The following is a 13124-nucleotide window of genomic DNA, read 5'->3' on the forward strand; positions in this document are numbered from 1 at the left end:
CAAAATCGTAGCGAGCGGCTTCGATTTGTGGCTGAGAAGCGGAGCTGTACTCAAGTACAGCGAGCATCGGAGGCCGCAAAGCGTGCCGCGCAGTAGATTTTGCTAGCCCGGCTTGCGGTAGCCGCCTTCGATCCAGTTCGCCGCGGACGTGGCGTTGAACTTGAAGGCGGCCGAGGTGCGCACCTTGGCGATCTGTTCGCCATCCGCGTCGTAGGCGCTCAGTTCCGCGTACGGGTGGTCTTCATCGGGCACGATATCGAACATCACCTTGATTTGCCCCTCGTCGGTGGCGACAAACAGGTTCTTGTGCAATTGCGCATGCAGCTGCTGCTCGTGGCGGCGCAGCACTTCCGAAGCCGTCTTCACCAGCGTATTAAACGCGTTGACGTCGAGCGGCTTCGGGTTTTTCTTGTCGCGACCCATGGTCCATGGTCCCACCAGAGCCGGCTCCGGTTCGCCATCCTTGATCATGGCCACGGCCCAGCCTTCATCTTCCTCGTTCTTGATCACGCGCGCCGTCCAGCCATTGCCCACCCACAGGCGCGGCTCCTGGATCGGGGCGTCATTGTCTTGCTCGGCTGCTTCGTCGGAAAAGTCGGGGAAATCGGTACTCATGGCGGTGCTCGTGATGGAAGGTCGGGGCTAGCATGATAGTCGAAAATGCCCTCCCGTGCCGCCTTGCCGCAAGCGCGACGGAACGTCACACAGCACGAGCCAGCCTGCCGCCGCGGCAGCCATCAGCACATGGACATGGCAGGCCGGTTGGGCCAGGTCAGCGGAGGACCGGGCGGTACCCAGCGCGGGTCGATGGCTGGCAGTGGCGCATGGTAATTAAAGGGATTGATGATGATCGGCGGTATCGCCGATGGCGCGCCGACGGGTTCGGCGCAGGACTGCGGGGCGCTACGCTGGCGCGTGATGTGATGACCAGAAAGGGATAGCGATTGATCCCCGGTATCTGCAAACAAAAGCATGTTGCCCTCCTTGCGAGACTGAGGTGTTCAGTATAGGACGGCTTGCGCGTATTACAAGAAAAGAAATCTTGTTCCAGATCAGCGTTACCCGCCCGTGCAGACCTTCCATACCGTGATATTGACCGCCTGTCGCACGCCGCTGGCGGCCAGCCGGGCGCCCCCCTACAGTGTGTAGCATGCAACACCCCATCACCCACACACTGAGGCTCACCATGAAAAAATTTCTCACCTTCATCCTCATCGTCATGCTCGCCTGCCTGTTCCTCGACAAGATCGGCGGCAGCGACATGCACATGCAGTTCCACGGCGACGATATCGATGGGCCGCTGGAGTGGCTGTTCGGCCTGGTGTTTGCCGGCGGCGGCTTGCTGATCGCCGCCATTGCGCTGGTGTGCGCCGCCGTCGTCACAGGCGTAGTACTGGCCGGCGTGGGCGTGGTGCTGATCGCCGTGGTGGCCTTGTGCGTGGTGCTGGCGCTGGCGCTGAGCACGCCCGTGCTGCTGCCGCTGCTGATTCCCATCGCCATCGTCTGGCTGATCGTCAGCCGCAACCGCAAGCAGACGCAAGCGCGTCAGCACAGCCTGTAATCACTGCGCCATGAACTTGCTGAGCACGCCGTCGCTGCCGCCGTCATTCTGTTCGATGCGGTTGCGCCCGCCCCGCTTGGCCCGGTACAGCGCCTCGTCGGCGCGTGCCAGCACGGCGTCGGAATCGGCATCGGTACCTGCCATGGCGGCCATGCCGATGCTCACCGTGATGGTGATCAGGATGCCGCCATCGGTGGTCAAGGAACTTTCCGCCACGCGCCGGCGCAACCGTTCGGCAAACACGGCCGCCGCCGCCAGGTCGGTACCCGGCAGCAAGATGGCGAATTCTTCGCCGCCTACGCGGCCCGGCACGTCGACCTTGCGCAGCGCCTGGCACATCAGCGCGCCCAGGTGCCGCAGCACAGTATCGCCCACCGCGTGGCCATACTCGTCGTTGACGCGCTTGAAGTGATCGATGTCGAGCATCAGCACGCTGGCGCAGCTGGCCAGCTCGCGCTGCAGCCGTGCATGCTCGTTTTCCAGCGCCGCCATGAAGTGGCGCCGGTTCGGCAAGCCGGTGAGAAAATCGGTGGTGGCCAGCTGCAGCAATTCCGCGTTCATGCGCTTGCGCTCGGTGATATCGAGCGAAGAGACCATGACAAAGTCCAGGCTGTCCGCATGGCCGGGCATCACCAGCAAGCTCAATTCATTTTGGCGCGCCGCACCATCGAGACGCACGAAGCTGCTCTCGCACTCGTACAGGTGGGCGCCGCCAGCCAGCGCCAGCAGTGCATCGCCGAAGCGGGGCAAGGCGCTGTCATCGAAATTCTGTGCCAGGCCCAGCGCGCCGCGGCGCTGGTCGTCCTCGTTGGCACGCACCTGCGCCAGTGCGGCGCCGTTCGCATCGATGATGCGCACCAGCCCCGCCAGCCGCTGCAGCGCATCCGGATTGGCGTGAAAGTGGGCGCCCAGGTCGCGCACGCCCGCTTGCTCGAGCGCATCGAGCGCGGCGCGCACGGCCGACCAGTCCTGTTCCCACAGGGCCACGGGCGCATGGTCGTACAGGCTGCGGAAACGCGCTTCGCCGGCGCGCAGGGCCAGCGCCACCTGCGCCTGTTCGATGGCCATGCCGGCCAGGTGCGCCGCCTCGCCCAGCCGCGCCAGATGCGCCGCGCCCGGCAGCGTGGGCTGGCGGTGATACGCCATCAGGGCGCCGAGTATCTTGCCCGAGCCACCACGCACGGGCTCGGCCCAGCACGATTGCAGCTGGGCTCGCCACGCCAGTTCCATCGTCTCTTGCACATTGGCAGCGGCATGCAAGTCGGCCACGATCACGCGCTGGCCGTCGCGTACGGCTTGCGCAGCGATGCCATGCACGCCCTGCAGGGTGTCGAGGTCATGGCCATGGCTGGACAAGTTAAAAAATGCGGGCAAGCTGGGCGCCGCACCCAGCACTAGGCGGTGGCGATTTTCATCGAGCAGCAAGATGCTGCACAGCATGGCGGGATGGTCGGCCTGCACGCTCAGCACCACGCTTTCCAGCACCCGTTCCAGCGGTGCGCCCGTGGCCAGCATTTCCAGCACCTGGCGCCGCGTGTGCTCGCGCCGTTCCATCTGGCTGCGCTCGCTGATATCGCGGAAGGTCCACAAGCGCGCCTGTTCGTTGCCCAGCTGCATGCTGCGCACATATTGCTCGACCACCCGTCCATCGCCCAAGTGCAGCACATCGCGCCGTTCGCGGTGGCCGTGCGGCGCGTGGGCGCGTGCTCCCAGGAAAGGCGCCGCTTGCTCCAGCTGGCTTTGCACATGGCGCACCAGCGCCGCGCCATCGGCTTGCCAGTCGAGCGCATCGGGCACTTGCCACAGGTCGCGGAAGCGCCGGTTCGAGGTGAAGATGCGGCCATCGATGTTGTCGACCAGGATGCCGTCGATGGTCGAATCGAGGATGCTGCGCAGCATGGCCTGGCTGCGCTGCGCCGCCTCGGCCATCGCCAGCACGTTCGCCTGTCCCTGCTCCAGCTGGCCAGTCAGCTCGCTTGAGCGCGCCAGCGCCGCCTGGGCGCGGGCGCGGCCCGCCGCCAGCAGCCAGGCCGCCAGCGCCAGCACGATGCTGGCCAGCAAGCCGCTCCAGGCCATCAGGCGGGGCCGCGCCAGCACCTCGCCATCGAAGCCCGGCATGGCGCGCACGCGCAAGGTCCAGGCATGGCCGGCGATGCTGATCGCCTGCTGCGACACCAGGCTGTCCGACGCGGCAGACGACTGTGTATCCGGCAAGCTGTCATACATCAGGGCCGCCTCGGTCCGTTGCGCGCCATCATAGATTTTCAGGTCCAACTGGCGCGCCCCCTCGCCGCCCACGCCCGCCATCAGGTCGCCCATGCGGAACGGTGCAAACACCCAGGCGCGCAAGGCGGCGCGCCGCTGCTCCACGCTCGCATGCGGCAAGCCATTGTCATATACGGGCAGCACAACCAGGAAGCCATGCGCCGGGGCGCTGCCGCCATCTTGCACCAGGTGGAGCTTGCCCGTCATGGCGGCCTGGCCCGTGTCGCGCGCCTGCTCGAGCGCGGTGCGGCGCACGGGTTCGGACCAGAGGTCATAGCCGAATGCCAGCAGGTTGCTCTCGCTCAATGGTTCCAGATAGGTGATGGGCGCATGCCAGGCACGCTGGCCGTACGGACGCACGGCATAGCCGGGATAGCCCTCCGCGCGCACGCTCGCTTCGTGCCGCGCCAGCCCGGCATCGGGCAACAGCGGCAGGTAGCCGATGCCCTGGATGCCGGGGAAGTGCCGGTCCACCTGCTGCACCGCCAGATAGGCATGAAATTCGCTGCGCGTGACGTCCTGCGAACTGACATACAGTCCCTGCACGCCGTGCAGCACCTGGATGTAGGTCTGCATGCGGACGACGATGTTGTCCACCAGTTGACGCACGCGGAAGTCAAAATCGGCCTGCACCTGCTGTTCGCTGGCGTCGTGGGCATTGCGCCAGGCGCCATACGTCAGTCCCAGGCACAACGCCAGCACCAGCGCGGCCAGCACGCGCGGCCCCCCCCAGTGCGACACTGAGCGAGCAAACCACGACGTAGACGCGCGTGTAGGCATGACAGGCGGAAAAGCAGAACAGGTATCCAACCGCTACACGGCCAGCAACATGGCTGGCAGCGGGCTGCACGACTACCATCGGTAGTCGATGAGAATGATAGTACGTTACAGCGGGCGCCCTTGCAATGCTGAATATTGTATTCAAAAGACCATACATTTCGTAAAGACAATAATGTGTACTCCCGGAAAATTCGATGCCGTGAAAACAATCCCCTCTCGCTGGTAGGATCGCCCCGCAATCCATCATCAAGCAGTCACGTTTGCAGCAGGATAGCTGGCAGGGAACACTATGGCTGGCGCCGGACTTTGCCATCTTGCATGGCGCGGTGGGCGCCATGGGCAGCCACGCCCATTATGCGCACCAGCTGATGCTGGGCACCGGGGCGCCCTTCACGGCCGAACTCGACGGCATCGTCCACACGGCGCGGCACTTGCTGGTCGAGAGCCTGCACCCGCACGCCATCCTGAGCGGGCCGGCCTTGCTGGCGGCCGCCGGTAGCGCAGGCGCGCCCAGCATGGGCAGCCGGGCAGCCGGGCAGCCGCGCGCAACCCTGGCCGACGCACGCGTGCAGCGCGCGCTGGACCAGGTCGATGCGCTGCTGTCCGGCAAGGTCAGCGCGGCCGCCGTGGCCGGGGCGGCGCATTTGTCGCGCACCATGCGCACCATGCGCAGCCTGTTCAGCGTGCGCGCCGAGCGCAGCTTGCGCCAGCTCAACGTCAAGCTGCTCGATTGATGACTCGATTGAGCGCCTGCTTCAAGCCGGCCGGCAACTCGGGCGCGTCGAAGGCGGTGCCCAGCAGGCGGTCCCGGCACGTAAAAAACAGGCTGAAATTCACGTCGCCTGCCGTGCCGTATTTCATGTGGTGGAAACGGTGCAGGGCCGCCCAGGCGAACACGTGGCGCAACGGGGGCCATACAGCGCGGCAACGAGGGATTTCATGGCAAGACGCTCCTGTGGCAAAAACCACAGCATGGCCGTCAACCCTGCCGCGCCGCTTGAAGAAACGGCGCAATCCGTTTACTTCGCCGCCTTTCTCGCCGCGTATTGCTGGTAGCCATACATGCGCAAGGCACAGGCGGGGCAAGTGCCGCAGCCATAGCCCCAGTCGTGCAGCTCGCCCCGCTCACCCAGATAACAGGTGTGCGTGCCGCTGCGGATCAGGTCGACCAGCGGCTGGCCGCCCAGGTCTTCCGCCAGGTCCCAGCTTTGCGCCTTGTCCAGCCACATCAGCGGCGTTTCCAGTTTCAATCGCGTATTCATGCCCAGGTTCAGGGCCACTTGCAGCGCCTTCATCGTGTCATCGCGGCAATCCGGGTAGCCGGAAAAATCCGTCTCGCACATGCCGCCGACCAGCACCGTCAGGCCGCGGCGATACGCCACGGTAGCGGCCACCGTCATGAACAACAAGTTGCGTCCAGGAACAAAGGTGTTCGGCAAGCCGTTTTCCTGCATGACGATCTCGACGTTCTGCGTCATGGCCGTATCGGAAATGGCGGAAATCAAGGACAGGTCGATCATGTGATCCTGACCCAGGCGGCTGTCCCACTCGGGCGACTGCTGGCGTATCTGCTCAAGCACGCCGGGACGCACCGTCAGTTCGATTGCATGGCGCTGCCCATAGTCAAAGCCGATGGTTTCCACGCGGCTATAGTTTTTCAAGGCCCAGGCCAGGCAGGTGGTGGAATCTTGTCCACCGCTAAAGAGCACCAGTGCGGAGTCCGTTGCTAGCATAAATTTTCTTTCCATGTTTTTATCTGTTGCAATAGTGCACGGGGAAACGAGATTCCCTATGCAAAAAATACTTATTCGTCCGCCATCAGTTTACCTATTCCGGTAACATGCAGTCAGCATTTACTTATCTGGAGCACCATGTTTTCTGCACGACCCATACGGCATACGGCTGCCGGCAAGGCGATACGACCACGAATTTTGGCACAAGTAGTGCCAAAAGTAATGGGTCAACTGACACTGGCGGCCGCCGGCAGTGTCATCTTGATATGCCCGCTCGCCCAGGCCCGCGCGCAGGAAGCGACGCAAGAGCGCACACAAGAGCTCCCGCAAGACGCCGTTGCAGACAGCCCCGTCAGCACGGAAGCGGCGCCCGCCCCGCTGCAGTACGAGGTCAAGGTCAACGCGCCCGGCGACCTCGATGAGTTGCTCGAAAAAAACCTGGACCTGGAACGTTTCCGCGGCAACCCGCGCATGGACCGCGAGCAATTGCAGCGCCTCGTGCGTGATACGCCTGAGCAAGCCAAGAACCTTGTCGCCACGGCCGGCTACTACACGCCCGTCGTCACGGTGCGCGTCGATACGACGGGCGCCAAGCCCGTCGTCATCGTCGACGTCGAACCGGGCGCACCGGTGACCATCGACAAGGTCGAGCTGGAATTGCGCGGCTTCGATCCCACGCCGCCGCTGGCCGCTTCCGAACAGTATGATACGGAAGCGCTCAAGCGCAGCTGGCCGCTGAAGACGGGCAGCGTGTTTCGCCAGGCCGACTGGGAATCGGCCAAGCGTGCGCTGCTGCGCGAAGTGGTGCAGACGCGCTATCCGCGCGCTCAGCTGGTCGATACGCAAGCCGTGGTCGACCCGGAAACGCACAAGGTATCCTTGCTGGTGGTGCTCGACAGCGGCCCCGAGCTGCGCTTCGGCGAACTGCGCATCGAAGGCTTGAAACGCTACGATGCCAGCATCATCCGCAACCTCGACAAGATACGTCCGGGCGACTATTACAGCGAATCGGCGCTGCAATCGTTGCAGGCGCGCCTGCAGGACACGGGCTACTTTGCCAGCGTGGAAGTGAGCGCCGACATGAGCAGCATCTTGGGCGAGCAGATCGAGGCGGGCCAGGAAAGCCAGCAAGCCGATGCCGCCGGCGCCGGCGCCGATGCCAAGCCGGCCAATCGCGGCCCCGCGCCGCTGCTGCCGCTGGTCGTGCGCGTGACGGAAAACAAGCAGCAGAACGTCAGCGCCGGTCTCGGTTTCAGTACGAATACGGGCAATCGCGCCCAGCTCAACTATGACAACCTGAATGTGTGGGGCACGCGCTTCAAGAGCGCGATCACCATGGAAACGAAGAAACAGGCGACGCATGCCAACTTCTATTTCCCCACCACCGAGCGCGGCTACAACGACAGCGCGGGCGCCTCGTTCGAGCGCAGCGACATTTCCAACGAAATCACGGCCGTCACCACCATCTCGGCCAAGCGCAACTGGGGCGGCACCAACCTCGAGCGCAGCCTGACGTTCGAGTTCCTCAGCGAAGACAAGACTGTCGTCGGCCTGGAACAGACGCGCAGCAAGAGCTTGCCCCTGACCTATGCCATCACCAAGCGCAGCCTCGACAGCCTGCTATTCCCCACCAAGGGCTACGTCTTCAATGCCCAGGTGGGCGGCGCGCTGCTGCCCGTGCTGACGGACGAGCGCTTCGTGCGCGTGGCCGGCAAGGCCGTGTATTACCGTCCGCTCGGTGAAAAAGGCGAGCTGATCGTGCGCGGCGAAATGGGCGCGCTGGGTTCGAAGGAAAAACGCGGCGTGCCGGCCGTCTACCTGTTCCGCGCGGGCGGCGACCAGTCGGTGCGCGGCTATGCTTACCAGGAACTGGGCGTCAAAGAGGGCGACGCCACCGTCGGCGGGCGCTACATGGCCACCGCCAGCGCCGAATACCAGTACTGGTTCAAGCCGAAATGGGCGATTGCCGCCTTCTATGACGCCGGTAACGCGGCCGATACCGTCAAGGCGCTGACACCGAAATCGGGCTATGGCCTGGGCGGGCGCTACAAGAGCCCCGTCGGCCCCATCAATGTCGACGTGGCGTATGGCCACGCCGTCCACGCTTACCGTTTGCACTTCTCTCTGGGATTCACTTTCTGATGTCCGACATGATTACCGAGGCGCCCGACGCCGTCCCTCCACCGCCGGCGAAAAAACCGCGCCGCTGGTTGCGCTACCTCTTGATCGCCGTCGCCAGCCTGGCCGTGCTGCTGGGCGCCGCCTTCTGGTTCCTGGGCCGCGAATCGACCTTGCAGATGCTGGTGCAAAAAGTGGCCAGCGCCAGCGGTGGCGAGATCGCCGTCACGGGCGTGTCCGGCTCGCTGTACAACCGCATGCACCTGGGCCACGTCAGCTACCGCAGCAAGACGCAGTACATCACGGCCGACAATATCGACATCAACTGGTCGCCGTTCCAGTTCTTCTCGGAAGGCATCGCCATCAGCGAATTGCATGTGGCCAGCCTGTCCGTGGAAAGCACGGCGCCCTCCGAGGAACCGTCGACCATGCCCACCAGCCTGGCCTCGCCTTTTAAAATCGGCATCAGCGACGCACGCCTGGACAAGGTGACCTTGGTCAGCGCGGGCGGCAACACGGTGTTTGAAAAAATCCATTTCACCTTGTCGGGCGACAAGTCGCAATGGCAGCTGGAAGACGCCTCGGCGCTGACGCCATTCGGCCAGGCCACGGCCAGCGCCACCATTGCCGCCACGCAGCCGTTCAAATTGTCAGGCAAGGCGAGCTTGACGCAGCTCAATGCCGCCGCCGGTGAAAAACCGGCCGCCCTGAATCTGCAGCTGGGCGGCGACCTGAACGTATTGAACGTGACGGCCAAGGGCAACGCGGGCGCGGCCACGGCCGACGCCCAACTGGCGCTGGCGCCGTTCGACCCCGTCATCATCCTGCGCTCGGCCAGCATTCGCGGGCGCAACATCAATCCGGGCAAATTCGACGCCACCCTGCCACAAGCAGACCTGAGCCTGGAACTCGATGCCGCCATCGACACGCGCCCCAGCGCGCAAACGGTGTCGGGCAAGCTGGCCATCCTCAACCACGCCACGCCTGGACCCATCGACCAGCAAAAGCTGCCGCTGCGCCAGTTCGAGGCGCGCCTGGGCGGCACCCTGACGGCCACCACGCTGGAGTCGGCCATCATCGACTTCGGCAATGCGGGCAAATTCACGGGTAGCGGCAAGCTCAACCGCGACGCCGTCGACGGCCCCATCGGCAACGCGCAGCTGACCTTGCACACAGACAAGATCGACTTGCAGCATATCTACAGCAGCATCAACAGCACCAAGATCGTGGGCAATATCGTGCTCGACAGCGACGGCAAGACGCAGACCCTGCGCGCCAAGCTGGGCGAAGCCAAGCTGCGCCTGGACCTGGAAGCCACCCTGGCCGATTCCCTGGTACAACTGCGCAAGGCGACCTTGCAAGCAGGCAAAAGCAGCGTCAACGCGACGGGCCAGATCAGCCTGAAGGACGAGCAACCCTTCAAGGCCCTGGCCAGCACCAGCCGCTTGAACCCGGCCGACTTCGGCGCCTTCCCCGTGGCCGACCTGAACCTCGACGTGCGTGCAAATGGTCACGTGGCCCCCAAGTGGCTGGCGAATGCGGACTTCACCGTGCGCCCCAGCAAGCTGCTCGACCAGCCCCTGTCGGGCAAGGGCAAGCTGACGGCCGATGCGGCCCATTTCAGCGGCATCGACGTGCAATTGGCGTTGGGCAAGAATAATCTCACGGCTAAGGGTAACTTTGGCGGCGCCGGCGAAAAACTCAACTGGAATGTCGATGCGCGCCAGCTTTCCGCCTTGCAGAGCGACTTGCTGGGCGCCGTGCTGGCCAGCGGCGTGGTGCAAGGCACCCTGCAGCAGCCGCGCACGAGTTTTGTTGCCGATGCGAAGGGACTGGGCCTCACCAGCGGCAAGCGCCCCGCACCGGACAGCGCCATCCACGCCAGCGGCGACGTGGGCTTGACGGGACCGAAGAAGGAAGCGGAACTGAAAATGACGGGTTCCTTGCAAAAGATCAACCCGGCCGTCTTTGGTGCATCACTGCCCAACGGCAACGTGAATGCGGACTTCAACGGCAGCGGCCGCCTGACCAGCGACTGGCAAGTGGCCCTCAACCTGGCGCTGCGCGAATCGACCCTGCAAAACGCCCCGCTGGCCGGTTACGCCAAGCTGTCGGCCAACGCGAAACGGATCGACAGCGTCGATGCGGAACTGCGCCTGGGACCGAACAGCCTGCTGGCCAAGGGCGCGCTGGGCGGCGCCACGGATCAGCTGACGTGGAAACTCGATGCGCCGCAACTGTCGACCCTGGGCCCCCGCTTTGCCGGCGTGCTGCAGGCCTCCGGCTCCGTCTCGGGCAAGATGGACGCGCCCGCCGCGCAACTGACGCTCTCTGGCCGTGACCTGACCTTCTTTGGCGACCAGCAATTGAAAGCCGTCAAAGGCAGCGCCAGCGTGGGCGCCGGCCAGGGTGCGCTCGACCCCATGGTCAGCAGCCTGGACATCACGGGCTACAGCACGCCCACCTTCAAGCTGGCCAGCGCCCGCCTGGGCACGACGGGCACGCGCGGCAGCCATACGCTCAGTTTGACGGCGCGCAATGACGATTTCGATGCCACCGTGCAAATCCGGGGCAGCCAGAGCGGTGCCAGCTGGACGGGCATGGTCGACAGCCTGCAAAACAAGGGCCGCTATGCGCTGGTGCTGCAAGCGCCCGTGCCCGTGAAAGTGGCCGGTCCCGCCGGCAGTGGCGTGGCGGGCCTGGGCCAGCCTGAACAGATCAGCGTGGGCAACACCGTCATCAAATTGCCAGCAGGCAGCATCACCATGCAAAGCCTGGTCAAGAACGGCCCCCGCTGGACCAGTTCCGGCCAGGCGGCCGGCGTGGCGCTGAACTATCTGGCGCAAGTGATCCCCTCGCTGCAAGCCAATGCGCGCAGCGACCTGACCCTGGGCGCGCAATGGTCGCTCGACATGCAGGTGCCGACGGCCAAGCAGAAAGACCCGTCTTTAGCCGGCATGCTGCACATCTACCGTGAAAAAGGCGACGTGACGGTGGGCGTGGAACAGCCGCTGGCGCTGGGCTTGCGCACCCTCGATGCGCGCATCGACGTGGCCAACCAGCAACTGCGCCTGGCCGTAAAACTCGATGGCGCGCGTGCGGGCCAGAGCGATATCAATGCCACCGTGCAAATGCTGGGCGGACGCATCAGCAACGACAGCGCCCTCTCACTGACGGGCACCACCAATATCGATTCGCTGGCATGGCTGGCGCCGCTGACGGGCCAGCCAGGCCTGGAGCTGGGCGGCGCCTTGAAAGTGGCCCTGTCCGGCAGCGGCACCATCGGCGCGCCGCAATTGAATGGCGACATCAACGGCAGCAAGCTGCTGGTGAACTGGGCCGACCAAGGCTTGAAATTGCGCAATGGCGTGCTGCAAGCCAGGCTGGCGGGCGATCAATTGCAATTGCAGCGCCTGAGCTTTGACGGCGGCGACGGCAAGGTGCAGGCAGATGGCTGGGTACGCTTTGCAAATGGCGAAGCGAGCCTGGAACTGAAACTGCTGGCCGACCGCCTGCAGGCGCTGTCGCGCCCCGACCGCACCCTGATCCTGTCGGGCACCAGCACCCTGGTGCGCAACGACAAGCGCTTCAGCTTTGAGGGCAAGTTCAAGGCCAACCGCGCGCTGATCGAACTGGCGCCGCAGGATACGCCCACGCAAAGCAGCGACGTGGTGGTGCTGGGCAAGGAAGTCAAGGGCAGCAAGGAAGCGCCGTCCTTGCCCCTGAATATCGACCTGGAATTTGACCTGGGCAATGCCTTCCACCTGCGCGGCATGGGCATCGATGCGGACCTGGCGGGCAATGTGCGCGCCCGCGTCATCAACCGCGCCGCACCGCGCGTGACGGGCAGCATCAAGGTTGTCACCGGTCAATACGCGGCCTACGGGCAGAAGCTGTCGATCGAACGGGGCTTGATCGCCTTCACGGGCGCCTACGACAACCCATCCCTGAACATCCTGGCCGTGCGCAAGCGCCCCGAAGGCGAAGCGCTGTCGGAAACGAACGTGGAAGCGGGCGTGGAAGTGCGCGGCACGGCGCAGGCGCCGACGGCCAAGCTGGTCTCCACGCCGAGCGTGTCGGACAGCGACAAGCTGGCCTGGCTGATCCTGGGCCATGGCGCGGAAACGGCGGCCGGCGATGAAATGGCCCTGCTGACGACGGCCGCAGGCGCGCTCTTCGGCGGCTCCGGCGGCGGCCTGCAAGGCAAGCTGGCCAGTTCGCTGGGACTCGATGAAGTGGGCCTGTCGCAGGCGCAAGGGCTGGAAAGCACGGTCGTCACCGTCGGCAAACGCCTGTCCTCGCGCGCCTACCTGACGTTCGAGCAAGGCACCAGCACGGCGACGAGCCTGGTCAAGCTGCGCTACAAATTGAATCGCCGCATCACCCTGCAGTTCCAGACGGGCACCAACAATGCGCTGGACGTTTTGTACACCTGGGCATTTGATTAAGTGCTGGGGTCAGTCGCTCCGCGATCGGAATGCGTCCCATTGGGACGCATTCCCCCGGCGGGTCTGACCCCGACCAACAAACAACAAAGGGCGCCTCGGCGCTAATGCCGTTCAGTTAAGACTGGACGGCATTTTTATTTTGGGGCTTGTAAACGCCCGGACCAGCTGTTAACCTGTATGGCTATGCTCGATGACACTCTCCATTTCCTGGCAAATTAC

General features: G+C 64.4%; 9 protein-coding genes. 4 read left to right on the forward strand and 5 right to left on the reverse strand.

The window, feature by feature from the left end; all coding sequences use genetic code 11:
• Positions 1-102: 102 nt before the first annotated feature.
• Both ACQ4WP_RS21965 and ACQ4WP_RS21970 read right to left on the reverse strand, forming a co-directional pair.
• Positions 103-615, reverse strand: coding sequence for a hypothetical protein (locus ACQ4WP_RS21965; RefSeq protein WP_436504576.1), 513 nt, complete (start codon positions 613-615; stop codon positions 103-105).
• 122 nt (positions 616-737) lie between these two features.
• On the reverse strand, positions 738-974 hold the full coding sequence (locus ACQ4WP_RS21970; RefSeq protein WP_436524367.1) for a hypothetical protein: 237 nt from the start codon (positions 972-974) through the stop codon (positions 738-740).
• Between the two features lie 212 nt (positions 975-1186).
• Here ACQ4WP_RS21970 and ACQ4WP_RS21975 point away from each other — a divergent pair, with 212 nt between their 5' ends.
• The gene (locus ACQ4WP_RS21975) at positions 1187-1561 is read left to right on the forward strand and encodes a hypothetical protein (protein ID WP_436524369.1); all 375 of its coding nucleotides are present in this window, start codon (positions 1187-1189) and stop codon (positions 1559-1561) included.
• Here ACQ4WP_RS21975 and ACQ4WP_RS21980 read toward each other — a convergent pair whose 3' ends face one another.
• On the reverse strand, positions 1562-4567 hold the full coding sequence (locus ACQ4WP_RS21980; RefSeq protein WP_436524371.1) for a sensor domain-containing diguanylate cyclase: 3006 nt from the start codon (positions 4565-4567) through the stop codon (positions 1562-1564). It abuts the gene before it with no gap.
• A gap of 299 nt (positions 4568-4866) precedes the next feature.
• Here ACQ4WP_RS21980 and ACQ4WP_RS21985 point away from each other — a divergent pair, with 299 nt between their 5' ends.
• Complete coding sequence (locus ACQ4WP_RS21985) at positions 4867-5340, forward strand: hypothetical protein (RefSeq protein WP_436524373.1); 474 nt, start codon at positions 4867-4869, stop codon at positions 5338-5340.
• Here the strand turns inward: ACQ4WP_RS21985 and ACQ4WP_RS21990 are convergent.
• Together ACQ4WP_RS21990 and queC are read right to left on the reverse strand one after the other, a co-directional pair.
• Positions 5324-5512 (reverse strand): sterol desaturase family protein, encoded by a 189-nt coding sequence (locus ACQ4WP_RS21990; RefSeq protein ID WP_436524375.1) that lies wholly within the window; start codon positions 5510-5512, stop codon positions 5324-5326. The genes ACQ4WP_RS21985 and ACQ4WP_RS21990 overlap by 17 nt on opposite strands.
• A gap of 113 nt (positions 5513-5625) precedes the next feature.
• Positions 5626-6339: a 7-cyano-7-deazaguanine synthase QueC gene (gene queC / locus ACQ4WP_RS21995; protein WP_436524377.1), complete on the reverse strand. Its 714-nt coding sequence runs from the start codon at positions 6337-6339 to the stop codon at positions 5626-5628.
• A 222-nt stretch (positions 6340-6561) separates the two neighbouring features.
• On the opposite strand from queC, the gene ACQ4WP_RS22000 reads away from it, so the two are divergent.
• Both ACQ4WP_RS22000 and ACQ4WP_RS22005 read left to right on the forward strand, forming a co-directional pair.
• Positions 6562-8481 (forward strand): autotransporter assembly complex protein TamA, encoded by a 1920-nt coding sequence (locus tag ACQ4WP_RS22000; RefSeq protein ID WP_436524379.1) that lies wholly within the window; start codon positions 6562-6564, stop codon positions 8479-8481.
• Positions 8481-12905, forward strand: a complete 4425-nt coding sequence (locus ACQ4WP_RS22005; protein ID WP_436524381.1) for a translocation/assembly module TamB domain-containing protein — start codon at positions 8481-8483, stop codon at positions 12903-12905. The genes ACQ4WP_RS22000 and ACQ4WP_RS22005 overlap by 1 nt, the downstream gene beginning before the upstream one ends.
• Positions 12906-13124 lie beyond the last annotated feature (219 nt).

The organism is Janthinobacterium lyxosi, from assembly GCF_051380665.1.
In the GTDB taxonomy this organism is placed as follows: domain Bacteria; phylum Pseudomonadota; class Gammaproteobacteria; order Burkholderiales; family Burkholderiaceae_D; genus Janthinobacterium.

Bases quoted from the DNA above. Each gene is read 5' to 3' on its own strand.
- ACQ4WP_RS22005 (WP_436524381.1), top strand. From the start codon at position 8,481: ATGTCCGACATGATTACCGAGGCGCCCGACGCCGTCCCTCCACCGCCG.
- ACQ4WP_RS21975 (WP_436524369.1), top strand. From the start codon at position 1,187: ATGAAAAAATTTCTCACCTTCATCCTCATCGTCATGCTCGCCTGCCTG.
- ACQ4WP_RS22000 (WP_436524379.1), top strand. From the start codon at position 6,562: ATGGGTCAACTGACACTGGCGGCCGCCGGCAGTGTCATCTTGATATGC.
- queC (WP_436524377.1), bottom strand. From the start codon at position 6,339: ATGCTAGCAACGGACTCCGCACTGGTGCTCTTTAGCGGTGGACAAGAT.
- ACQ4WP_RS21970 (WP_436524367.1), bottom strand. From the start codon at position 974: ATGCTTTTGTTTGCAGATACCGGGGATCAATCGCTATCCCTTTCTGGT.
- ACQ4WP_RS21965 (WP_436504576.1), bottom strand. From the start codon at position 615: ATGAGTACCGATTTCCCCGACTTTTCCGACGAAGCAGCCGAGCAAGAC.